Here is a 21,491-nt window from a genome sequence, read left to right as displayed (position 1 = left end):
CGCTCCGATTCCGGTCAGAAAGTGGCCGGAATTGACTTTAGCGTTGTCCCCATGACGATGACACTGGATGCCCCGGGCGCCGTGACCACGGAGAACACGCCCGACGAGAAGCAGTACCGCTGGCGCTGGCCCGCGCTGTTCGTGATCCTGACCGGGTCGGTGATGGAACTGCTCGACATGACGGTCACGAGCATCGCCGGACCGGTCATGCGGGCCTCGCTCGGCGGCGGCACGGCGATGATCCAGTGGCTCGGGGTCGCCTACACCCTCGCGATGGTGTCCGGCCTGCTCACCGGCGGACGGCTCGGCGACATCTTCGGCCGCAAGCGCATGTTCCTGATCGGCGCGATCGGCTTCGTCGCCGGTTCGCTGCTCTGCGCGGTCGCGGTGAGCCCCGAGATGATCATCGCCGCACGGGTGGTGCAGGGCCTGTTCGGCGCCGCGATGGTCCCGCAGGGCCTCGGCATGATGAAGGAGATGTTCGCGGGCAAGGAGCTGCAGTCCGCGTTCGGCATGTTCGGCCCGGTGATGGGGCTCGCCGCGGTCGGCGGCCCGATCCTGGCGGGCTGGCTGGTCGACGCCGACCTGTTCGGCACCGGCTGGCGGATGATCTTCCTGATCAACCTCCCGATCGGCGCGCTGGCCGTGCTCGCCGCGGTGAAGTTCCTCCCCGAATCCCGGCCCGGCGGCTCGCTCAAACTCGACATCCCCGGCGCGCTGCTCGCCACGACTGGCGCGCTGTTGATCGTCTTCCCGCTGGTCCAGGGGCGTGAGTACGGCTGGCCGCTGTGGGCGTTCGCGATGATGGCGGCCTCGGTCGTGGTGTTCGGGGTGTTCGCGTGGTTCGAGAAGCGCAAGAGCGGCCGCGGCGGTGACCCGCTGGTCGAGCCCAGCCTGTTCCGCAAGCGCAGCTTCCTCGCCGGGATGGCGACCGGGACGATCTACTTCGCCGCGTTCTCCGGCTTCGGTCTCGTCTTCACGCTGTACCTGCAGCTCGGGCTCGGTTTCTCGCCGCTCAAGGCCGGGCTGACCGGGGTGCCGATGTCGCTGGGGATGATCGTCGGCATGGGCCTGGTCCAGGTGGTGCGCAAGCACGGCCGCAAGGTGCTGCACACCGGCGCGCTGATCATGGCCGCCGGCGTGGTCGCCCTGCTGTCGCTCCTCGGCCCGGACGCCGGTCCGTGGCTGCTCGCGCCCGCGTTGCTGGTGGTCGGGATCGGGTCCGGGCTGATCATGGGGCCGTACTTCGAGATCGCGTTGTCCGGGGTGGAACCGTCGGAGGCGGGTTCGGCGTCGGGCGCGCTGACCTCGCTCCAGCAGGTCGGCGGCGCGCTGGGGATGGCGCTGCTGGGCACGGTGTTCTTCGACGCCGGGACCGTGGATCCGACCGACGCCGCCCAGCGGACGTTCTGGGTGGTCGCGGTGATGGTGATGCTCACCTTCGCGGTCGGGTTCCTGCTGCCCCAGCGGATCCGCGACGTAGAGTCGGCCGGGTAGGCGATCGAGCTGGGAGGCCGTGTGGCTGGGACCGGGTACTTCACATCCGTCGAAGACGTGACGGCGAAGCTCGCCGACACCGGCTACCTGGCCTCGGCCGCCGTCGCCACCACGGTGTTCCTCGCGGACGCCCTCGGCAAGCCGTTGCTGATCGAGGGCCCCGCGGGGGTCGGCAAGACCGAGCTGGCGAAGGCGGTCGCGCAGGCGAGCGGCTCCCGGCTCGTGCGGTTGCAGTGCTACGAAGGCGTCGACGAGTCGCGGGCGCTGTATGAGTGGAACCACGCGAAGCAGCTGCTCCGGATCACCGCGGGCAAGGACGAGACGTGGGACGAGGCCCGCAACGACATCTTCGGTGAAGAGTTCCTGCTGGCCCGGCCGCTGTTGACGGCCATCAAGGGCGACGAGCCGACCGTCCTGCTCATCGACGAGACCGACAAGGCCGACGTCGAGATCGAGGGGCTCCTGCTGGAGGTGCTCGGCGACTTCCAGATCACCGTCCCGGAACTCGGCACGATCACCGCCGGGCGCAAGCCGTTCGTGGTGCTGACGTCGAACGCGACCCGGGAACTCTCCGAGGCGCTGCGGCGGCGGTGTCTCTTCCTGCACATCGATTTCCCCGACGCCGCACTGGAGCAGCGCATCGTGCGGCTCAAGGTCCCGGGTGTCGACGACGCGCTCGCGGCGTCCGTGGTCAAGGTGATCACCGCGTTGCGGGCGATGGAACTGCGGAAGGCCCCGTCGGTCGCGGAGACCATCGACTGGGCCCGGACCCTGCTGGCGCTCGGCGCGGACAGCCTCGGCGAGGACGTCGTCCGCGCGAGCCTCGGCGTCATCCTCAAACACCAGGACGACGTCGTGAAGGCGGACGCGCGGCTGGAACTCGGCAAGGTCCTCGACTCGTGAGCGGCGTGCCGGGCAGGCTCGTCGAGTTCGTGGAAGCGTTGCGGCAACACGGGATCCCGGCGGGACCCAGTGAGACGGTCGACGCCGCCGCGGCACTCGAAGTGCTGGGCCTGGCCTCCCGCGAGCAGATGCGGGAAGGGCTCGCGGCGGCGCTCGTCCGGCGCGGCGGTCAGCGCGCGGTGTTCGACGCGACGTTCGACATCTACTTCCCGCTCGGCGTCGGCGCGCCGTCGCAGGACCCCGTCGACGACCTGGCCGCCTTGCGCGACCGGCTCGCCACCGCGCTCGCCGCGAACGACCAGACGGAACTGACGCAGCTGGCCGGGCTCGCCGTCGACATGCTGGGGGAGTACGGCGGCACGGCGGGCGCCGGGGGCTGGTCGGCGCACCAGACGCTGGAACGGCTCCAGCCGCAGACGCTCGTGGTCCGCGTGCTCGAAGCCATCCGCGCGGGCGCTTCGGAGGACTTCACCGACAGACTGGACCGCGACGACGTCCGCCGTCGTGTCGAAGGCTTCCGCGGATCGGTGCGCACCGAAGCGCGGCGGCGAGTGGCGGAAGTCCGTGGCAGGGAAAGGGTTTCGCGGCACGCCGTGCCGCCGGCCGCCGACCGCGTCGACTTCCTGCTCGCCAGCCGCGCGCAACTCGCCGAACTCCGCCGGGTCGTGCAGCCGTTGTCGCGCAAGCTCGCCACCCGGCTGGCAGCCCGGCGACGGCGGCACGCGCGTGGGCAGATCGACCTGCGCCGGACGTTGCGGCGCTCGCTGTCCACCGGCGGCGTCCCGATGCGGCCGTCGTACCGGCGGCACCGGCCGGGAAGGCCGGAAATCGTGCTGCTGTGCGACATGTCGGGCTCGGTGGCCGGATTCGCGAACTTCACCATGTTGCTGGTGCAGGCCCTGCGGGACCAGTTCAGCAAGGTGCGGGTGTTCGCGTTCATCGACGCGTGCGACGAGATCACCCACCTCGTCGACACCGGCGCGGCCGATCCGGAGGACCTCGGCGCGCGCATCCTCGCCGACGCCGAACTGACGCGCTGGGACGGGCACAGCGACTACGGGCACGCGCTCGGCGAATTCGTCGAGCGGTACCCGGACGCCGTGGGCCCCAGGACTTCCATGCTCATCCTCGGGGACGCCAGGACCAACGGCGGCGACCCGAACCTGGCCGCGGTGCGCGGGATCGCCGCCGCGGCGAGGCACACGTACTGGCTCAACCCCGAGCGGACCGCGCTGTGGTCCACCGGCGACTCCGAGGCGCACGCCTACGCGGAGGTCGTCGAGATGCACGAATGCCGGAACGTGCACCAGCTGACGAAGCTGGTGACCCGGCTTCTGCCCGCCTGAGGCCGTGTTCTGTAAGGCTTCAGCGCGGTGCCGGCGCGGGTTCCGGCTTGAGCGCGGCCTTCCCGTAGGCGTCGGCGTTGCTGAACACTTCCTGCCCGTACTGGGTGGAGTTGTTGTAGGTCAGCACCGCGGTCCACCAGCCGCCCGGATCGCCGAGGTCGCCGCCCCTCGCGCACATGTACCGCGCGGTCGTCAGCGCGGCGTCGTCGATGTTCTGCGGGTCCGGCGCGGCGCCGTCACCGCTCGCGCGGAGGCCGTACCGCTTCCAGGTGGCGGGCAGGAACTGCATCGGGCCGACCGCGCGGTCCCACTTCGCGTCACCGTCGAGGGCGCCCTTGTCGGTGTCGACGACCGCCATCACGCCGGGGGAGCCATCGAGCGGGATGCCGATGATCGGCGGCGTCACGACGCCGTCCTCACCGGCGCGGGAGCCGTCGTGCCGGGCGTGCTGGGACTCGGTGCGGCCGATCCCGGCGATGGTCGCCCAGGTGATTTCGCAGCGCGGCGTGGTCTTCGCGGTCTTCTCGGCGGCGTTCACGTACGCCCGCAGGGCGCGCGAGGGGATGTCCGTGTTCTCCGACACCTTCGCGATCCAGGCGTCCTTCGCGGGCTCAGCGGGCAGCGGTCCGGCGTCGCCGGGGATCGCCGACCGAGGCGCGGGGGAGAGCGCGGGCACGGTGAACACCGGCTTGACCGGTACCGGCTCGCGGTCGTTGAGACTGACCACCACCCAGACGGCACCGGCCACCAAGGCGCCCACGACCAGGAGCGAGAGCATCACGCAGCCGCGCGGGCCGCGTTTCCTGGGCGGGGGCTGCCACTGATCCATCAGGTCCAGTGCCGAAGGGGACGAAGCGGTCACCGCATCCACGGTACGTGACGGTTGTGGAGAACTTGTGTGGCCCGCCGCCCGGGTGAGCTGAACCACCCGTCAGGCGAGCCAGGTGTCGATCTCCGCGTGGATCGAACGCTTCAGCTCGGAGGGCGCGTAGGACGCGTCGACGGACGCCCGGGCGAGACCGGCGAGCGCGAGGTCGTCGTAGGCGAACGCCTCCCGCGTGCGCAGGAACTCGTCGGTCAGCGTCGTCCCGGTGATCGACGGGACGTCGGTGCTGAGGGTGACCACGAGCCCGGCGTCGACCAGCCGGGGGAGCGGGTGCTCCTCGAACGACGGCACGAGACCGATCGTCACGTTCGACGACGGGCAGACCTCCAGCGCGATACCGCGTTCCCGCACCTCGGCGACCAGCGCGACGTCCTCCAGGATCCGGATCCCGTGGCCGATCCGCTCGCTGCGGCCGATTTCGAGGGCCTCGCGGATACTGGGCGGACCGGCGTCCTCCCCGGCGTGGTGGATCAGGCGCAACCCCGCCTCCGCGGCCTCGTCGCAGATCCCGGCGAACGGCGCGAGCGGGTACTTCTCCTCCCCGGCGAGGCCGATCGCGAACACCCCGTCCCCGGCGTACCGGCGGGCGAGGTCGAGGGTGCGCCGGGCGCGTTCGACCGACCGGCGGCGCGAGTGGTCCAGGATCACCCGCCAGTGGAGCCCGTGTTCGGCGGTGCCCGCCGAAAGTCCTTTGAGGACGGACGCGAGCGGCATGTCCGGCTCGCCGAGCCGTTCGCCGTGCGAGGCCGCGGTGAAGGTGACCTCGGCGTAGCGGACGCCGTCGGCGACCTGGTCCTCGCAGAACTCGCGCGCCACCCGTTCGAAGTCCTCCGGCCGCCGCAGGCAGGAGCGCAGCAGCCCGTTGTAGTCGCCGAACGCGCGGAATCCGTCGAACACGGGTTGTTCCGCGGGGACGGGGATGCCGTTCGCCTCGCCGATGTCACGGAGCGTGTCCGGCCGGACGGTGCTCTCGAGGTGGACGTGCAGATGGGCCTTGGGTAGCAGCGAAAGATCCCGCATGAGCCCGAACCTAGCGGCAGCGGCACTCGTCGCGCTCCCCGTTTTCCCGGTGCCCGATATCCGAAATGAGTGATTTGGCGCGCTGCGGGGAACCCAGCGGCCATCACCGGTCGTTGAGCAGGACAACCAGACGACCCCGAGGAAAGGGACCATCGTGGCTCTACTGCGGAAGTTGACCGCCCTGGCCGGCACCGCCGGGGCCGTGCGCGCCTACGTGCGCAAGAACCCCGAGAAGGTGTCCAAGGCCGTGAACAAGGCCGCGACCTTCGTCGACCACAAGACCAAGGGCAAGTACCACAACCAGATCGACGGCGCGGTGCGCAAGGTCGACGGGATGACCGGACGGCCGCGCCGCCCGTACCAGCCCTGAGTCAGGAAACGGACAGCTCCTAGGCCTCGGCCAGCGTCTCGAGGATCTGCTCGCCGTACTTCGCGAGCTTGTTCTCGCCGACGCCGCTGACCGTACCCAGCTCCTGTAGCGTGGCGGGCCGTTTGGTGGCGATCTGGCGCAGGGTCGCGTCGTGGAAGATCACGTACGCGGGCACTCCCTGCTCCTTCGCCGCCGCGGCTCGCCACGAACGCAGCAGTTCGAACACCGGCGCCGCCTCGGCGGGCATGTCGGCGGCCGCCGCCTTCTTCGCGCTGGACCGGGCCGCGGCCTTGGCCGCCCGCTCCGGCTCACGCCGCAGCTGGACCTTCCGCTGCCCGCTGAGCACCTCCGAGCTGCCTTCGGTGAGCACGAGCGAGCCGTAGTCGCCCTCGACCGCGGCGAGCCCCTGCGCCAGCAGCTGCCGGACCACGCCCCGCCACTCGGGTTCCTTCAGCTCCGTGCCGATCCCGAACACCTTCAGCGAATCGTGCCCGTGCTGGGTCACCTTCGGCGTCGTCTTGCCGAGCAGGATGTCGACGATCTGCCCGGCGCCGAACTTCTGCCGCCGCTCGTTCTGCAGCCGGACGATGGTGGACAGGATCTTCTGCGCCGGAACCGTGCCGTCCCAGGTCTCCGGCGGGGTCAGGCACGTGTCGCAGTTGCCGCACGGCTCGCTCTTCTGCCCGAAATAGCTCAGCACCTGCACGCGGCGGCATTCGACCGTCTCGCACAGCGCCAGCATCGCGTTCAGGTGGGCGCTCAGCTGCCGTTTGTGCGCCTCGGATCCCTCCGAGGTGTCGATCATCTTGCGCTGCTGGACGACGTCCTGGAGGCCATACGCCAGCCACGCCGTCGACGGCAGCCCGTCCCGGCCCGCGCGGCCTGTCTCCTGGTAGTAGCCCTCGACGGACTTCGGCAGGTCCAGATGCGCGACGAACCGGACGTCCGGTTTGTCGATGCCCATGCCGAACGCGATCGTCGCGACCACGATCAGCCCGTCCTCGCGCAGGAACCGCGACTGGTGCTTCGCGCGCGTCCGCGCGTCCAGGCCGGCGTGATAGGGCACCGCCGGAATCCCGTTCTCCACGAGGAAGTCGGCGGTCTTCTCCACCGAATTCCGGGACAGGCAGTAGACGATCCCCGCGTCACCCTTGTGCTCGGTGCGCAGCAACTCCAGCAGCTGGCGCTGCGGCGAGTTCTTGCCGACGATCCGGTACTGGATGTTCGGCCGGTCGAAACTCGCGACGAAGTGCCGCGCGTCCTCGAGGTTGAGCCGGGACGCGATCTCGGCGTGCGTCGCCTTGGTGGCCGTCGCGGTGAGCGCGATCCTCGGCACGTCCGGCCAGCGTTCGTGCACCGCGGACAGCATCAGGTAGTCGGGGCGGAAGTCGTGCCCCCACTGGGAGACACAGTGAGCTTCGTCGATGGCGAACAGCGAGATCTTGCCGCGGTCGAGCAGCCGCACCGTGGCTTCGACCGAGAGCCGTTCCGGTGCCAGGTACAGCAGGTCCAGCTCACCGGAGAGGAACGCGGCCTCGACCCTGTTCCGCTCGGCGTAGTCCTGCGTCGAGTTGAGGAAACCCGCGCGCACGCCGAGGTTGCGCAACGCGTCGACCTGGTCCTGCATCAACGCGATCAGCGGTGAGATCACCACGCCGACCCCGGGCCGCACCAGGGCCGGGATCTGATAGCACAGCGACTTCCCGCCGCCGGTGGGCATGAGGACGAGCGCGTCACCGCCCGCGATGACGTGTTCGACGATCGCGTGCTGGTCACCGCGGAAGTCGTCGTAACCGAAGACGCGGTTCAGCGTTTCGAGGGCTTCCGAGGTACCGATGTCGGGGGCTGCCACCCGGACGATTCTAGGGGCGGGGTCCGACAGTCGACGCGCCCGCGCTCCTCAGCGCGGGATGTCCCAGTCCAGCGCCCGTTTTTCGGTGACGACCGGCCGGTAGCCGTCGATCACCGGCCCGCCGGTTTCGAGCGCCGTCGCGGTCTGCTCCAGCAGCTCGGTCAGGGTGGGCGGCCAGCGGTCGAAACTCACCGATCCCTCGTGGTTCCATTCGCCGAGCCGCCCGGTGCCGGTGCGCTGGTCGAGGAACAACCCGTCGCCGCCGCCGTCGACGGCGAACGGCACGAAGCGCCCGTGCCACCAGTAACCGACGTTGTCGTCGATCCCGCTCGAGGTCAGCACGTCGCACATGACCTTCGCCTGGCCCTCCACGCCTTCCGCGGAAACGGGTTGGTGGAACGGCGGAAGGTCGAAGCTTTCGCCCGCGTCCGCAACGCCGTCGTGCCGGAGAAGGGACGCGACGAGTTCGGCGGGGAAGGCGACACCGCTCTGTCGTTGCGCCTCGGTGATCCGGGCGGTCGTCGCGGGCGGGCGGAGGGTGGCCGCCGTCGCCGGCGCTTTGGCCTCGAGCCAGCGTTCGACGCGATCCCAGGCGGCGTTCACCCGGCGGGTGGTGGCCGCGGGGACCGGTTCGAGCGTGGCGGGCCCCTGACCGAGACGGCAGCCGCTGTCGACGGTCAACGTCGGCCGCGTCGTGGGCATCGGCGCCGCGGTGGAATACGACGGCGTCCTCGGTGTCGTCAGCGGGGCTTGCCCGGCCGAGAGCCACTGTGTGCCGTCGGATTTCCCGCTCCGCACCGTGACCGCGAAAACGAGCCCCAGCACGATGACGACACTCGCCACCGCGACCGCCACCGCGCGCCCCCACCGCTTGCGCATGGGGGAAGCCTAGCCCTCTTCGGAGGCCTTCCGGCGTTCGCGGCGACCGCGCGCGATTTCCGTGGCGAGCGCGTCGAGCGGCCCGGCCCAGAACCGCCGGTACTGCTCCAGCCAGCCGTCGATCTCCTTGAGCGGGCCGGGATCGACCGAGTAGAGCCGTCGCGCGCCCTCGGCGCGGACCGTGGTGAAACCGTTCTCGCGCAGGACGCGCAGATGCTGGGACACCGCGGGTTGGGAGATGCCGAATTCGGCGCGCACCACCGCGGTCACGTCGCCGGAGCTCAGTTCCCCGCCCGTCAGCAGTTCCAGGATCCGGCGGCGCACCGGATCCCCCAGGACGTCGAACGCGTGCATCCGGCAACTATCACGGCCTGGGCTTATATAAGTCAAGGATGTAAGGCAGGGGTCACCTCGCGGTGGCATCGTGGGCGGGAGACGTCGGAAGGGGATTCGATGGAACTGGCCGAAGTGCTGGCCGACGGATTCGGCCGCGTCCAGGAGGTCGTGCACGAGGCCGTCGAGGGTCTCGACGGCGGGCAGCTGGTCTGGAGCCCGGCACCGGGCGCGAACACGATCGCCTGGCTGGTCTGGCATCTGACCCGGGTGCAGGACGATCACGTCGCCGATCTCATGGGCACCGAGCAGCTCTGGACCGCGCAGGGCTGGCTGGACCGGTTCGCCCTGCCGTTCCCGGCGGCCGACATCGGGTACGGGCACCGTCCCGACGACGTCGACGCGGTCCGGGTCGATTCCGCCGACCTGCTGACCGGGTACCACGACGCGGCGCACGAAGCGACGACGGCCTGGGTCGCCGGTCTCACCGAGGACGACCTCGACCGTATCGTCGACGACGCTTGGGACCCGCCCGTCACCCTCGGGGTTCGCCTGGTCAGCGTGCTTTCCGACGATCTCCAGCACGCCGGGCAGGCCGCGTACGTCCGTGGGCTCGTACTCCGCGGTACGTAGCCGAGGTGCCGCTCCTCGACGGACGACGGGAACCCCGCGCGCCGAAACACTGGGCGCATGAGTACTTCCACGGTGCGGCGACCGCCGATGACGCTCACCCCGCGGTGGCGGAAGTTCGTCCTCGTCGTCCATGTCGTCTCGTCGCTCGGCTGGCTCGGGATCACCCTGGTGAACGCGGTCCTGACCTTCACCTCCGTGTTCACCGGCGACGCCCGGCGCCAGCACGCGGCCATCCTGATGATGGACCAGATCGGCGGCTACCTCCTGGTGCCGGTGAGCCTGACCGCCCTGATCAGCGGGATCGTGCTCGGCGTCGGCACGAGATGGGGGTTGATCCGCTACAAGTGGGTCGCGATCAAACTGCTGCTGACCCTGATCGCCACCGGGCTGACACTGTTCTCCCTGCTGCCTGGGCTCCGTGAGCTGGCGGCGGCGGCCGAGTCCACTATGGACGGTGTGCTGGTGTCGGCGGGCCGCCGGGTGGACGGGTTCTATCCCATCATCGTGTCCTCGACGATGTACCTGACGATGACCGTGCTGTCGGTGTACAAGCCGGGCGGGAAGACGGCTTACGGACGCCGGGTGACCGCCAAGCCGGCCCGCGAACGTCAGCCCGTCTAGAACTGTTTGAGGGCTTCGTCGATCCGGTCCGCTTCGGCGCGCAGATCGTCCAAGACGGTCTGCGCGGAAGTGGCCTCACCGTTCGCCGCTTGTTCCTCGAGTTCGGCGTCGGCGAGCCGCCGCCTGAGATCGTTCGCCTTCTCGGTGGCCTTTTCGGTCCGGCGTTCGGCGCGGACGAGGTCGATCTCGGCCTGTTTGCAGGCCTTCGCGAGATCGGCCGCCTCGCGCCGGAGCCGGTTGAATTCCGCCAGCCGTTTCTGTTCGCGTTCGGCCTCTTCGCGAGCCTTGGCGATCCGCTCCTGCTCGGCCTTCTCGGCGGCTGCCCGCTTCGCTTTGCGACGATCGTCCAAATGCGACACGGTGGCGGGCTTTTCCCGCTCCGGTGCGGGTTTCTCCCGCTTCGGCTGCGGGATGAAGCCACTGGTCAGCCACTGGTCGCCGGTGCTGTCCGCGCCGCTGCTCAGGCGACCGGCCAGCGCCAGCGCCGCCACTTCGGGATCGGCCACGACGGCTTCGAGGGTCGCTTCGACTTCGCGGGTGACGGGTTCGCTCATCGAGCGCTCGTCCTGGAGGATCCGGTTCACCAGTTCTTGACGTCGCCGGGTGAGCTTGCGCAGCTCCGCACCCGCCAGCGCCGAATGCGCTTTGCGCAGGTCGTCACCCAGCCGGGCCAGTTCCGCCAGCTCTGGGGAGCCTGCCCGGCGATTGAGGATCGTGGCCGCGAGTGTGGGTTTCCGGAGCGCGCGGATCCGTTCGGCCAACGCCGCTTCACCCGCCGCCTTGGCCTCTTTCGCCCGCTGGTTGCGCACCGGGACGAACTCGGCCGGATCGCCGGCGTAGAGCTCGTCCGCGACCTCGTCGAAGTCCATCGTCCTCCGCAGGGGCAGATCAGGTGGTTGTCACGTCTGACGATGATCCCACGAGACTCCGGAGCTTTCAGCTTTTCGGGGATATCCGGTCACGTTCCACTCTCGCCTCAACGGCCCGCTCGACTTTGTGGACGTCGGGCATCGAATCGGCGACGCCGCCGGACGACTGCGACGCGCTCATCGCGGCGGTGGCCCATTCGAGATCGGTGTGGTCGAAATTCCGCTTCTTCGCCAGGATCCGGTGAATCAAGGCCGCGCTGAACGCCTCGCGAGCACCGGGAGTGTCCCGCAGCCGGGCCGGGAACCGCGCGATGTCCAGATCGGTGTTCTCCGAGCGGACGACGCAGCCGAATTCCTCCGTGACGCAGACTCCACGGGCACCCAGTTCCCGCAGGCCTTTCGCCAGCTCTTCGGTGCTCAGTTCTCCTTGCGCGCCCGGCATGAGCTTCCGCAGCTCCCAGCGGTCGCCGATCAAGAAGTCGATGTCCTTGAAATGGTCGTAAAGCGCCCGGGGATCCTTCACCGGAGGTGACGGCCTGACGACGACGAGAGGTTCGTTCTCCGATTCACGCACCGCGCGCAGTGCGGCGCGTGTCGTGTCGAGCGGCTGTTCGAAGGTGAGCACGACCGCGTCCGACGCTTCGAGCGCGCTCCGCAGTCTCCTGGTGTGAAAATCGGTGGGGACCAGGCGGACCAGCTCCTGGTTCGCCCACGAGAGGTATCTGCCCCGTCCGGAGGGGGTCTTGAGCACCGCGACGACCGGGGACATCGCGTTCGGCGTGATCTTGACCAGCTCCGTGCTCAACCCCTCGCGATCCATGTAGCCGGTCAGCTCCCGGCCCGGCGCGTCGTCCCCGATCGCGGTCATGAGCTGCACGTTCATCCCCATCCGCGCGCTCGCCACGGCGTGGACGAGGCCTTTACCGCCGGGATGCGTCTCGTACGTTTCCAGTTCCGCCGACGCCCCGGACTCGGGGAGGTGGTCGGTGACGTAGATCTGGTCCATCACCGCGGAACCGATCACCGTGAGCGTCGCCCCGGCGTTGCCGTCGCGGGACCTGCCCGGCTCGGCGGGGACCGGATCCGGCCACGACTCGCGGACGCACAGTTCGGCGAGCTTCTCGATCGCGTCGGCCTCCTGCGTCGTGCGCAGGCCACGGACGGTCATCGACGTGTCCGGAGGTGGCACCCCGAGCCATTCGTGGATCCGGCCCCACAGCTCGACCAGGCGCTCGCGGCGTTCGCCGACGTCGGCGGCATAGAGCGAGGCGATCTCCTGGCGGCCGGGCAGCCGTTCCGCGAGCAGGCCGAGCGAAAGCGCGGCGTCGACGATCGCGAGTTCGGTCAGGGGCAGTTGACCGGCGATCCGCCGGATCACGGTGTCCGCCGCCTCCGGCTCGAGGCCGTCGGCGGACGTGGCCTGTTTGACGATCGGCAGGTCGAAGAGGGCGCGCACACCGACCTCGGTCGAACGCAGCCTGGCCGCGTTCAGCCCGGTCCGGGTCCGGAGGCGGGTCAACGCGGTCCGGACCGCGTCGGCGTTGGGAATCGGACCACTCATGGCTTTCACGGCTCCGTTCGGATCAAGGCCGCCGACCGGTGCTGGAGAGTGTCGGCCGACGCCAGTAGGGCGATTGGCGGAGTTCGGCGGCGAATGCCGAGAGGCGAAGATCCGTTCTGGGCCACCGTGCGCTTCTAGCGTATCGGCTTTCCCGGAGCCACCCGCCGGACCGGTGAATCCGGATTGCCCGGAGCCGGTCGGACCAAGGCCGGATGGGCACTTTGGAGGTGGCGGTCTCCCCTCGGTGGAACAACGATGAGCAGCAGGGGGAAGCCGTCTGCCGCTGGAGGAACGAATGTCTGTGACCGAACGCGTTCCCGTTGCCCCACAAGCGAATTTCCTCGGTTCCGGACCGTATCCGGAGCATCGGTGGCGAGTGGTGCTCTGGTCCGTCCTCGCCGGTTTCGCGCTGACGGTGATCTGGTCCGCGCCCTTTGTGGACAGTGTGATCGGTGACAGCGTCGCCAACACCCTCCTGGGACACAACGCCAAGGAGACCCCGATCGGCGGTGTGCTCGCCGGGACGCTCTTCGCGTTCGTCTCCGGACTCGCCGGAACGTTCACCGCGTGCAACATCGCCGCGTTCGGTGCCGTCGCCCCGCTCGTCGGCGGAGAGACCACCGGACGGCCGAAATTCGTCGACACCCTGAAGCCGCTGGGCTGGATCGCGACGGGGATGCTGACGGTTTCCGTGGTGTACGGCGTGATCGTCGCGCTCGTCGGCACGCGGATGCCGCAGTTCTCGACGGCTTCGTCACCGAGTGGTCTCACGCCGCGGAACATCCAGTCGATGATCGTCTACGGCGTGATCGGGATCGTGTTCATCGTCCTGGGGCTGGCTTCCGTCGGCATCGTCCGCAACCCGATCGCCGGGCTCACCCGCCGGTTCCCGCACGCGCCGCTCGTCCTGATGGGCGCGCTCATCGGCGGGTTCCTGATCGGCAGGCCGTTCCCGCTGTTCCGGATGATGTTCCGCAGCGCGGCCGAAAGTCACAACGTCTTCTACGGCGCGGCCGCGTTCGCCCTCCAATCGGTCGGCAACATCGTGGTCATGGCGTTGTTGTTCCTGCTGCTCACCCACGGCACGGGCGGACGGCTTCAGCGGTGGATGCTCGCGAAACCCACCAGGATCGCCGTGGTGACCGGCGCCGCGCTGCTCGTCGCCGGCACGTTCACGCTGCTGTACTGGGATCTGCGCGTGCTCGGCCGGACCGGCGTCATCTGGTACCCGACCGTCAAGTGGTGAAAAGCCGCGCCAGCACCTGCCCGACCGACTCCTGAAGACACCTCGCCGCGTCCTCCCGGCCGGCGAGGTGTTTCAGCAGGCCCTGCTGGAACAGGCCGTCGAAGAGCGCGTACGTCGTCGAAGGCGCGAGATCCAGCGGTTTGCCCAGCAGTTCCGCGTACCGGGACACGACCCGCCAGATCATCAGTTCGAGTGTCTCGTCGATGGCGAGCACGTCGGCCTGGAACAGTTTCTCGAACAGGCTCTGGTTGCGCAGGTCGTACCAGAGCCGATGCAGCCGGGCGTTCTCGCGCAACGTACTCGCCGTCGCGGCGCCGAAGGCCAGCTTCAGCTCTTCGGGGGTCTCCGCGGTCTCGACTATCCGGTCGTACCTGGTGACGCATTCGGTCTTGTACTGCTTGACGCAGTAGGTGATCAGCTCGGCCTTGTTCCGGAAGTAGTAGTGCAGTACTCCATGGGAGAACTCGGAGTTCTGCGCGATCTCCCGCAGGCTCGTGCGGGCGTACCCCAATTCGGACAACGTGACCAAGGCCGACATCGCCAGTTGCGCACGTCGCTGATCGAATCTGTCCACCTGGCGGGTTTCGTCACCGCTGCGGTCCGCCACGTCGGTCACAGTTCCCGGTTCCCGTCGCCTCGGGTGCCCGTCGATCACGAGCACGTCGTCGGATTCTAGCCCGGGAAAGGGTTTTCTTGCGGCCGACAGAATTTACTCGAGCCATTCGGTGATGAACCGGTCGCTTTCGTGGATGTGAACGGCCTCGTAGGTTTCCGGACCGATCACGGCGAACTTGTGCGCTGTGTCCGCGGGGACGACCAGGACCTCGCCCGCCCCTCCTTCCCGTTCGGTGTCCCCGATGGTGAACCTGGCCCGGCCGCGGATGATGACGAACGTTTCGCGGTACGGATGCCGGTGCAGCCTCGGTCCGGAACCGTCGACGTCGGTGCGTTCGCGGATGATCGAGACTCCGGAGCCGATGTCGCGGCCTTCGACGTTTTCCAGGGTTTCAGTGGCCATTCCGCCACCATAGCCCCGGCCACGCGGGCCGTGGGGCGGATCAGAAAGGTGGCTCCTGACTCCCCGCCGTCACCGGCGTCCGCTCCCACGCGCCGTCCGACGGAGTGCCGCCCGAACTCCGGCCCGCCTTGTTCACCTTCGCCGTGGCGTAGCGCAACGACGGGCCGATCTCGTCGACGTCGAGTTCCACCACCGTGCGTTTCTCGCCTTCCTTGGTTTCGTACGATCGCTGTTTCAACCTGCCGTGCACGATCACCCTGGTGCCCCGGGTGAGTGATTCGGCCAGGTTCTCCGCGGCCTGTTTCCACAGTGAGCAGCGCAGGAACATCGGGTCGCCGTCGCGCCATTCCCCGCTCGCGCGGTCCAGCACGCGCGGTGTCGACGCGACCGTGAAGTTCGCGACCGCCGCTCCCGACGGGGTGAACCTCAGCTCCGGATCGGTCGTCAGGTTGCCGATCACCGTGAGCGTCGTTTCTCCGGCCATGGGACTTTCCTCCTCGCTTCGCGCATGGGCCCGGCCGGGCCCGCTGTCGCCTGTGAAGAGGAGACCACCGGGGTACGACAGTTTCCGGTGTCCCGCGGCGGCCGGATCTCAGGAAAGGGCGGTTCAAGGCGGAAAGTGCCCGAATCCACCTCTCACGGCATCCCGGCGGACCGAAAGCACTCCCCGAGCCGCGAGAGACCTTCGTCGATCCGCTCGGAACCGACCAGCCCGTAGCCGATCACCAGCCCGTCACGCGTTCCCCCGTACGTGGCCAGGCTCTCGATCGCCACCCCGGCCTGCGCGGCTTCCGCCACGACACTGTCCACAGTGACCGTCGCATGTGGATGAACCAAGGCGCACAGATGGAGCCCGGCACTCGACGGGACCACTTCCAGTACATCCGACAGCTCGTCTCGCAGGAAGGCCAGGATCCGGTCCCGCCGCGCCGAATACGCCCGGGTGGCCTTGCGGACGTGACGGGCGAGCAGCCCCTCGTCGACGAAGCTCGCCAACGCCGCTTGCGTGACCAGGTCACCGTGCCAGTCCATCAGCTGCTTTGCCTGCCTCAACGCCGGACGAAGCGACGCGGGTGCGACGAGGAAACCCAGCCGCAGCAGGGGAAGCAGGGTCTTCGAGAACGAGCCGACGTAGAGCACCCTGCCGTCACGGTCCAGGCTTTGGAGCGGTTCGAGCGGCCGATCCGAGAACCGGTACTCGCTGTCGTAGTCGTCCTCGACGATCACCGCGTCGTTCCGCTCCGCCCACGCCAGCAACGCCGTCCTCCTGGCCAGCGACATCGGCGTGCCGAGCGGGAACTGGTGCGACGGCGTGGTGTAGATCAAGCGCGTGCCCTTGACGAGTGCGGTGACGTCGAGACCTTCGGCGTCCACCGGCACCTTCGCGACACGGGCGCCGAGAGCGGTGAAGAGCCGTTCGGCCGAGGGATAGCCGGGAACCTCGACGGCGACCCGCGTGCCGGGTTCGATCAGGACCCGGCCGATCAGGTCGAGGGCCTGTTGCGCCCCCTGGGTGACCAGGACGTCCTCGCCGCCGGCCCGCACCGACCGGGAAGCGCCGATGTGCCGGGCGATCGCCACCCGCAGCGCTTCGAGCCCGGCGGGATCGGCGTATCCCGAAGGCGGCAGCAACGAGGGCCGCAGCGCCTGGCTGACCAGCCGCCGCCAGGTCCGCAGCGGGAACAGGGCCGGGTCCGGGACGCCGACACGGAAGTCGAAGGCGGGTGCCGTCCGGTCGGCACCGAGCGCGGCCGGAAGCGAACGCCAGCGGGCGATCGGCCGCACTCCGGCGCCGGACGGCGCGGCACGCTCCGTCCGTGCCACGGGATCGGCGCCGACGAACGTCCCGCGTCCGACGTGGCTTTCGAGGAAGCCTTCCGCGGTCAGCCGTTCGTAGGCGACCGCGACGGTGTTGCGCGAGACGTCGAGCTCGCGGGCGAGTTCCCTGGTCGGCGGCAGGCGTTCGCCGGAGCGCAGGCGCCCGTCGAGGATCCCGTCGCGGAGCTGGCGGTAGATCCGCGCGGCCAGGTCGGTGTGCCCGTCGAGGCTGATGTGGAACGGCACGCCCGGAGCCTATATTGGCCCAACCGGAATGCGGGGGATTGGAGCTGGGATGTGGCCAATCCGCCGCCTAACTTGAGTCCATGGAGTCCACGAAGAGACTGGCCTTGGCCCAGCTGATCAGCTCCGTCGGTGACGGCGCCTACTACGTCGGCTCGGCCCTGTACTTCACGCTGATCGTCGGGCTTTCGCCCGCGCAGGTGGGCCTCGGCCTCACCGTGGGCTGGGCGGTCGGCTCGGTGGCGGGCGTCGCGCTGGGACAGGTGGCGGACCGTCGCGGGCCGAAGGGCACGACCGCCTTCCTGGGACTCGGCACCGCCGCGTCGGTCACGGCGTTCCTCTTCGTCGGCTCGGTCGTCGCGTTCGTGATCGCGGCCTGCGTCTACGCCTGCTTCCAATGCGGTCTCGGCGCGGCGAGGCAGGCGCTGCTGGCCGGCCTGATCGACCCGGCCGAGCGCACGACGTTCCGCGCCCGGCTGCAGGCGATGTCCAACGCGGGGATCGCGATCGGCGCGGCTCTCGGCGGGATCGCGCTGGCGCTCGGGACGCGAGAAGCGTTCCTGACCGTCTTCGTCCTCGACGCGCTGGCGTTCGTCGCCGCGGCTCTCGTCCTCCGCAAGGTGCCTTCGGTGTCACCGGTGCCCGTGAAGACCGGCGAGCCGTCCGTGGCCGTCCTCCGCGACCGCCCGTACGCACTGCTGGCGCTGCTCAACATGGTCATGTTGCTCTACATGCCGCTGTTCAGCCTGGTCCTGCCGCTGTGGATCTCGACCAGGACGGCGGCTCCCGGCTGGCTGGTTTCGGCGATGCTGGTGCTCAACACGGCGAGCGTGGTGGTCTTCCAGGTACGGGTGGCGCGCGGCGTGACCGGTCTTCGCAGCGCCTCGCGCTATGCCCGGTACGCGGGTCTGCTCCTCTTCTTCTCCTGCCTGATCTTCTCGTTCTCCGCCATGAGCGGTTCCGCGTGGACGGCGGCGCTGGTCCTGCTCGCGGGGGCCGCGTTGCAGGTGGTGGGGGAGATGGCGCAGGCGGCGGGCTCGTGGGAGATCGGCTTCGGCCTCGCGCCAGAGGGAAGACAGGGCCAGTACCAGGGACTTTTCGGTGCCGGGACGGCCGTCGCCCGGATGCTCGGCCCGGTCCTGCTGACCGGCCTGATCCTGGTGGGCGGCGCGCTCGGCTGGGTGGTGCTGGGCGGGCTGTTCCTGCTGGCGGGCACGCTCACCGCACCCGCCGTCCGCTGGGCGGAGCGGACCAGGTCACTGCGGCGTGAACTTGAGGACGGCGGCACCGTCGCCCACGCCGAGAAGTTTGATCGCGAGGTCGTTGTAGGTCAGCTCGCTGCCCGTCCATAACTTGGCCTTGAAGTCCTTGCCCGTCCCCGAGGCTTCGCATTTGCCGGAGCAGGAGCCGCCCTGCCGCTTCCCGATGCCCCTGGCGATCAGCATGACGGTTCCGGCGTCGACGGCCTGCACGGTCACGGATTCGACGTTGGTCTGCTCGGCGGGGAGTTCCACTTTGGCGCCCACCCGCGCGCTCACTTCGCACAGACCGTCGGCACAGGCAGCCAGATCGGCGCCGTCCGCGGGCTTCGGGGGCTTGGGCGCGTTCGGACCGCAGCCCGCCACCAGGGCGAGAACGGCGAGCGATGCCAAGACGCGTCGGAGCATCGGGGCAGCGTAGAGCGGTCCATTCGGGACTGGTCCCGGAATCAGTCTTCGAGTGCTTCGCGGAAGTGATCGGCGAGGTCGAGTCCTGCGGCTTCTTCCCTGGTGTACCAGGCGAAAGCGTCGTGTTCCTCCGGGTCGAGCACGACTTCGGCGGGGGTTTCCTCGGTGAGTGCGTACATCGTGGCATGGATCCGCATCGGCCTGCCCGCGACGTCGTCCCAGCTGTGGGTGCCGCGTTCACGGTCGACGCGGACGGTCAGCCCGGTCTCTTCGGCGAACTCCCGGACCACGGTCTCGGCCGCCGGCTCGCCCGGCTCGACGGTCCCGCCCGGCAGTTCCCAGTGCCCGCCGAGGAAGGACCCCGGCCGCCGCCGGATGAGCAGGAACTTCCCGTCGCGGATGAGCGTGCCGTAGGCCAGGTACTTGTCCGTCACCCGCGCATCCTCCCGTATCCGGAAAGCCGTTCCAATCGAGGACCGAACCTGTCCGCAATGCCTCGTAGCGTGTGCTTTATGGAAAACACCGAGATCCGCCCCTTCCGCCTCGACGTCCCCCAGGCGCAGCTGGACGACCTGCACGCGAAGCTCGACAGCGCGCGCTGGCCGGCCCCGCTCCCTGGCGACAGCTGGGACACCGGTGTGCCGGTGGAGTGGCTGCGCGGACTCGCCGAGTACTGGCGCGACGGCTACGACTGGCGCGCGGCCGAACGCGAGATCAACCGCTTCCCGCAGTTCACCACCGAGATCGATGGGCAGAACATCCATTTCCTGCACGTCCGCTCGCCGGAAGCCGGTGCGACGCCGCTGATCCTCACGCACGGCTGGCCGGGTTCGGTCGTGGAGTTCCTGGACGTCATCGGTCCGCTCACCGACCCGAAGGCGCACGGTGGCGACGCGGCGGACGCGTTCCACCTCGTGATCCCGTCGCTGCCCGGCTTCGGTTTCTCGGGCCCCGTCACGGATTCCGGCTGGACCATGCCGAGGATCGGCCGCGCCTGGGCGGAGCTGATGCGGCGGCTCGGCTACGAGCGCTACGGCGTGCAGGGCGGCGATCTCGGCGCTTCCGTGTCGCCGGAGGTGGCCCGGTTCGCGCCGGGCAAGGTGATCGGTGTGCACGTCAACGGCGGTCTGACGCCGATGCCCCCGATGTCGCTGTCGGAGGAGGAACTCGCCTCGCTCACCGACCTCGAACGCGACCGCGTCCAGCGGATCCGGGCCTTCATGCAGGAGGAGTTCGGGTACATCGCGATCCAGTCGACGCGGCCGCAGACGCTGGGCTACGGGCTGGTGGACTCCCCGGTCGCGCAGCTGGCCTGGATCATGGACAAGTTCCGCGAGTGGACGCATCCGCGCCCGACACTGCCCGAGGAGATCATCGGCCGGGACCGGTTGCTGACCAACGTCATGTTCACCTGGCTCACCGGCACGGCGGCTTCGTCCGCGTACGTCGGCTACGCGCAGGCGGAGACCTGGGGAGCGGTCGAGAAGAACTCCGGCGTGCCGACGGCGGCGCTGATCTTCGCGCACGACGTCGGGATCCGGCGATACTCGGAGGACGCGCACACGATCGTCCGATGGACCGACGTCGATCGCGGTGGTCACTTCGCGGCGATGGAGGAGCCCGAGATCCTGGTCGCGGACGTGCGGGAGTTCTTCCGGTCGCTCACATGACGAGGACGGCCGCTTCCCCGAGGAAGCGGCCGTAATCGTTCACTTCGGACTCCAGCCCGGAGATGGCGGACCGCGAAAGCGAGGTGAAGGGTTCGACGACGACCTTCGTCTGCTTCGCGGTTCGCTTGGTGTGCCAGGTTCCGGCGATCCTGCCGTCGACCAGCACGGTGGGCGCGATCATCCCGCCGCCGGCGTTCACCCGCTTCGCCTCGGCCGGGTCCAGGAGCAGATCGCGATCGCGGTAGCCCAGCAGGTAGGTGTCGAAGGCGCCGAGCAGCCGCGGGGGACACGGGAAAGCGGACAGTTCGGTCTGCGAGAGAGCGAAGCCGTTGCTGGCAGACGCGAGGTCCAGCGCGTCGAAAGCCTTGCGGCACAGGCCGAGCGGGAGCCCGGACCAGGCACTGAAGTCCTCGGCCGTCGCGATGCCGTACGCGGTCAGATAGCGCTGAGCGAGCTCCGTCTCCGGCTCGTCCGGGGTGTCGTCTTCGGTGGTCCACTCATCGAGGAGTACGTACGTCGGCTCAGAGCCTGCGTCCTGGCCTCGGCAGAGCAGACCGCGATTGGCCGCGTACGCGAGAAGATGGGCCGGAGCTTGGGACTCCGCGTCGAGCACGATACCGTCGGCGGCCAAGCCGTCCACGATCTCCTGGCGGGTGAGTGCCTTGCCCGGCAACAGATCCTGGAGAAGCCGCAGTGCGCGTTCGCAGAGTTCGTCGGTGAGATCCAGCTGCCTGCGGCGTCCCCGCCCCGCCTGGGCGTTGCGCGGGCCGAACAGCCGGTTCAGCCATCGGAGGTCCGCCGAGGGCACCAGGTGGAGCGTCTTACGCATCAGCCAGGTGCGCGCCACCGCGCGGGACGCGTCGACGTCCGGCGCGGTCAGGCCCCGGCTGCGAGCCCGGATCGCGAGCCTCGCGGCGGGACTCGACTGCGCCTGGATCGCGGCGACGGACCTGACCACGGAGACCACGTCCGCGGCCGGGTCGCCGAGCAGTTGGGCGCGGGCGCGGACAGCGCGGATGTGGTTGTCGGACAGCGTCACCCGGTGACGATCTCATGTCC

The 21,491-nt window shown here is 69.4% G+C and carries 23 protein-coding genes; 9 read left to right on the top strand and 14 right to left on the bottom strand.

Translation table 11 applies throughout. The features are described 5' to 3' along the window. Positions 1 to 51 precede the first annotated feature (51 nt). The 3 genes from B0293_RS29230 to B0293_RS29220 are packed head-to-tail and all read left to right on the top strand — an operon-like array spanning position 52 to position 3,746. On the top strand, positions 52 to 1,497 hold the full coding sequence (locus B0293_RS29230) for an MFS transporter (protein ID WP_052014392.1): 1,446 nt from the start codon (positions 52 to 54) through the stop codon (positions 1,495 to 1,497). Positions 1,498 to 1,518: 21 nt separating this feature from the next. Next, positions 1,519 to 2,400 carry an AAA family ATPase gene (locus B0293_RS29225; RefSeq protein WP_005155088.1) on the top strand — a complete coding sequence of 294 codons (882 nt, stop codon included), beginning with the start codon at positions 1,519 to 1,521 and terminating at the stop codon, positions 2,398 to 2,400. Next, complete coding sequence (locus tag B0293_RS29220) at positions 2,397 to 3,746, top strand: vWA domain-containing protein (RefSeq protein WP_005155087.1); 1,350 nt, start codon at positions 2,397 to 2,399, stop codon at positions 3,744 to 3,746. The genes B0293_RS29225 and B0293_RS29220 overlap by 4 nt, the downstream gene beginning before the upstream one ends. Positions 3,747 to 3,765: 19 nt before the next feature. On the opposite strand, the gene B0293_RS29215 is transcribed toward B0293_RS29220, so the two are convergent. Beyond that, positions 3,766 to 4,608 (bottom strand): transglycosylase SLT domain-containing protein, encoded by an 843-nt coding sequence (locus B0293_RS29215; protein ID WP_005155086.1) that lies wholly within the window; start codon positions 4,606 to 4,608, stop codon positions 3,766 to 3,768. A 69-nt stretch (positions 4,609 to 4,677) separates the two neighbouring features. Beyond that, positions 4,678 to 5,652 (bottom strand): adenosine deaminase, encoded by a 975-nt coding sequence (gene add, locus B0293_RS29210; protein ID WP_005155085.1) that lies wholly within the window; start codon positions 5,650 to 5,652, stop codon positions 4,678 to 4,680. A 154-nt stretch (positions 5,653 to 5,806) separates the two neighbouring features. Between add and B0293_RS29205 the strand changes: the two genes are divergently transcribed. Continuing rightward, positions 5,807 to 6,022, top strand: coding sequence for an antitoxin (locus B0293_RS29205; RefSeq protein WP_005155084.1), 216 nt, complete (start codon positions 5,807 to 5,809; stop codon positions 6,020 to 6,022). A gap of 19 nt (positions 6,023 to 6,041) precedes the next feature. Here B0293_RS29205 and recQ read toward each other — a convergent pair whose 3' ends face one another. From recQ to B0293_RS29190, 3 genes are read right to left on the bottom strand one after another with little or no spacing between them, the layout of a single operon-like run. Then, complete coding sequence (gene recQ / locus B0293_RS29200; RefSeq protein WP_005155082.1) at positions 6,042 to 7,874, bottom strand: DNA helicase RecQ; 1,833 nt, start codon at positions 7,872 to 7,874, stop codon at positions 6,042 to 6,044. A 48-nt stretch (positions 7,875 to 7,922) separates the two neighbouring features. Beyond that, entirely contained in the window at positions 7,923 to 8,753 is an 831-nt protein-coding gene (locus B0293_RS29195; protein ID WP_039916911.1) for an SMI1/KNR4 family protein, read from the bottom strand. Positions 8,754 to 8,762: 9 nt separating this feature from the next. Next, entirely contained in the window at positions 8,763 to 9,107 is a 345-nt protein-coding gene (locus B0293_RS29190) for an ArsR/SmtB family transcription factor (protein ID WP_005155077.1), read from the bottom strand. 99 nt (positions 9,108 to 9,206) lie between these two features. On the opposite strand from B0293_RS29190, the gene B0293_RS29185 reads away from it, so the two are divergent. Together B0293_RS29185 and B0293_RS29180 are read left to right on the top strand one after the other, a co-directional pair. Continuing rightward, complete coding sequence (locus B0293_RS29185; RefSeq protein ID WP_005155076.1) at positions 9,207 to 9,719, top strand: mycothiol transferase; 513 nt, start codon at positions 9,207 to 9,209, stop codon at positions 9,717 to 9,719. A gap of 57 nt (positions 9,720 to 9,776) precedes the next feature. Further along, positions 9,777 to 10,340 carry a hypothetical protein gene (locus B0293_RS29180; protein ID WP_245191913.1) on the top strand — a complete coding sequence of 188 codons (564 nt, stop codon included), beginning with the start codon at positions 9,777 to 9,779 and terminating at the stop codon, positions 10,338 to 10,340. Here the strand turns inward: B0293_RS29180 and B0293_RS29175 are convergent. Both B0293_RS29175 and B0293_RS29170 read right to left on the bottom strand, forming a co-directional pair. Further along, positions 10,337 to 11,209 carry a hypothetical protein gene (locus B0293_RS29175; RefSeq protein WP_005155073.1) on the bottom strand — a complete coding sequence of 291 codons (873 nt, stop codon included), beginning with the start codon at positions 11,207 to 11,209 and terminating at the stop codon, positions 10,337 to 10,339. The genes B0293_RS29180 and B0293_RS29175 overlap by 4 nt on opposite strands. Positions 11,210 to 11,276: 67 nt before the next feature. Beyond that, the gene (locus tag B0293_RS29170; protein ID WP_005155070.1) at positions 11,277 to 12,770 is read right to left on the bottom strand and encodes a PfkB family carbohydrate kinase; all 1,494 of its coding nucleotides are present in this window, start codon (positions 12,768 to 12,770) and stop codon (positions 11,277 to 11,279) included. 295 nt (positions 12,771 to 13,065) lie between these two features. Here B0293_RS29170 and B0293_RS29165 point away from each other — a divergent pair, with 295 nt between their 5' ends. After that, the gene (locus B0293_RS29165; protein WP_039916908.1) at positions 13,066 to 14,016 is read left to right on the top strand and encodes a hypothetical protein; all 951 of its coding nucleotides are present in this window, start codon (positions 13,066 to 13,068) and stop codon (positions 14,014 to 14,016) included. Here B0293_RS29165 and B0293_RS29160 read toward each other — a convergent pair. From B0293_RS29160 to pdxR, 4 genes are all read right to left on the bottom strand, one after another. Continuing rightward, positions 14,006 to 14,632 carry a TetR/AcrR family transcriptional regulator gene (locus tag B0293_RS29160; protein WP_039916906.1) on the bottom strand — a complete coding sequence of 209 codons (627 nt, stop codon included), beginning with the start codon at positions 14,630 to 14,632 and terminating at the stop codon, positions 14,006 to 14,008. The genes B0293_RS29165 and B0293_RS29160 overlap by 11 nt on opposite strands. A 93-nt stretch (positions 14,633 to 14,725) precedes the next feature. Then, positions 14,726 to 15,034, bottom strand: coding sequence for a cupin domain-containing protein (locus B0293_RS29155; protein WP_005155057.1), 309 nt, complete (start codon positions 15,032 to 15,034; stop codon positions 14,726 to 14,728). 40 nt (positions 15,035 to 15,074) lie between these two features. Next, positions 15,075 to 15,518 (bottom strand): single-stranded DNA-binding protein, encoded by a 444-nt coding sequence (locus B0293_RS29150; protein WP_005155056.1) that lies wholly within the window; start codon positions 15,516 to 15,518, stop codon positions 15,075 to 15,077. A 152-nt stretch (positions 15,519 to 15,670) separates the two neighbouring features. Next, on the bottom strand, positions 15,671 to 17,098 hold the full coding sequence (pdxR, locus tag B0293_RS29145; RefSeq protein ID WP_005155054.1) for a MocR-like pyridoxine biosynthesis transcription factor PdxR: 1,428 nt from the start codon (positions 17,096 to 17,098) through the stop codon (positions 15,671 to 15,673). An 80-nt stretch (positions 17,099 to 17,178) separates the two neighbouring features. On the opposite strand from pdxR, the gene B0293_RS29140 reads away from it, so the two are divergent. Then, entirely contained in the window at positions 17,179 to 18,447 is a 1,269-nt protein-coding gene (locus tag B0293_RS29140) for an MFS transporter (RefSeq protein WP_005155047.1), read from the top strand. Here the strand turns inward: B0293_RS29140 and B0293_RS29135 are convergent. Beyond that, the gene (locus B0293_RS29135; RefSeq protein ID WP_039916902.1) at positions 18,352 to 18,762 is read right to left on the bottom strand and encodes a hypothetical protein; all 411 of its coding nucleotides are present in this window, start codon (positions 18,760 to 18,762) and stop codon (positions 18,352 to 18,354) included. The genes B0293_RS29140 and B0293_RS29135 overlap by 96 nt on opposite strands. A 41-nt stretch (positions 18,763 to 18,803) precedes the next feature. Continuing rightward, entirely contained in the window at positions 18,804 to 19,196 is a 393-nt protein-coding gene (locus B0293_RS29130; protein ID WP_005155045.1) for an NUDIX domain-containing protein, read from the bottom strand. 78 nt (positions 19,197 to 19,274) lie between these two features. Between B0293_RS29130 and B0293_RS29125 the strand changes: the two genes are divergently transcribed. Next, on the top strand, positions 19,275 to 20,432 hold the full coding sequence (locus tag B0293_RS29125; protein WP_005155042.1) for an epoxide hydrolase family protein: 1,158 nt from the start codon (positions 19,275 to 19,277) through the stop codon (positions 20,430 to 20,432). On the opposite strand, the gene B0293_RS29120 is transcribed toward B0293_RS29125, so the two are convergent. After that, the gene (locus tag B0293_RS29120; RefSeq protein ID WP_005155040.1) at positions 20,425 to 21,471 is read right to left on the bottom strand and encodes a winged helix DNA-binding domain-containing protein; all 1,047 of its coding nucleotides are present in this window, start codon (positions 21,469 to 21,471) and stop codon (positions 20,425 to 20,427) included. The genes B0293_RS29125 and B0293_RS29120 overlap by 8 nt on opposite strands. Positions 21,472 to 21,491: the final 20 nt, after the last annotated feature.

The sequence above is a fragment of the Amycolatopsis azurea DSM 43854 genome (assembly GCF_001995215.1).
GTDB lineage: Bacteria > Actinomycetota > Actinomycetes > Mycobacteriales > Pseudonocardiaceae > Amycolatopsis > Amycolatopsis azurea.
Note: the sequence above shows the minus strand (reverse complement) of the source record. Positions and strands in the feature narration are given on the sequence as shown.

Coding starts and splice junctions, on each gene's coding strand:
- B0293_RS29230 (WP_052014392.1), top strand. CDS start 52: ATGACGATGACACTGGATGCCCCGGGCGCCGTGACCACGGAGAACACG.
- add (WP_005155085.1), bottom strand. CDS start 5,652: ATGCGGGATCTTTCGCTGCTACCCAAGGCCCATCTGCACGTCCACCTC.
- B0293_RS29195 (WP_039916911.1), bottom strand. CDS start 8,753: ATGCGCAAGCGGTGGGGGCGCGCGGTGGCGGTCGCGGTGGCGAGTGTC.
- B0293_RS29190 (WP_005155077.1), bottom strand. CDS start 9,107: ATGCACGCGTTCGACGTCCTGGGGGATCCGGTGCGCCGCCGGATCCTG.
- B0293_RS29185 (WP_005155076.1), top strand. CDS start 9,207: ATGGAACTGGCCGAAGTGCTGGCCGACGGATTCGGCCGCGTCCAGGAG.
- B0293_RS29180 (WP_245191913.1), top strand. CDS start 9,777: ATGAGTACTTCCACGGTGCGGCGACCGCCGATGACGCTCACCCCGCGG.
- B0293_RS29175 (WP_005155073.1), bottom strand. CDS start 11,209: ATGGACTTCGACGAGGTCGCGGACGAGCTCTACGCCGGCGATCCGGCC.
- B0293_RS29170 (WP_005155070.1), bottom strand. CDS start 12,770: ATGAGTGGTCCGATTCCCAACGCCGACGCGGTCCGGACCGCGTTGACC.
- B0293_RS29165 (WP_039916908.1), top strand. CDS start 13,066: ATGTCTGTGACCGAACGCGTTCCCGTTGCCCCACAAGCGAATTTCCTC.
- B0293_RS29155 (WP_005155057.1), bottom strand. CDS start 15,034: ATGGCCACTGAAACCCTGGAAAACGTCGAAGGCCGCGACATCGGCTCC.
- B0293_RS29150 (WP_005155056.1), bottom strand. CDS start 15,518: ATGGCCGGAGAAACGACGCTCACGGTGATCGGCAACCTGACGACCGAT.
- B0293_RS29140 (WP_005155047.1), top strand. CDS start 17,179: ATGGAGTCCACGAAGAGACTGGCCTTGGCCCAGCTGATCAGCTCCGTC.
- B0293_RS29135 (WP_039916902.1), bottom strand. CDS start 18,762: ATGCTCCGACGCGTCTTGGCATCGCTCGCCGTTCTCGCCCTGGTGGCG.
- B0293_RS29125 (WP_005155042.1), top strand. CDS start 19,275: ATGGAAAACACCGAGATCCGCCCCTTCCGCCTCGACGTCCCCCAGGCG.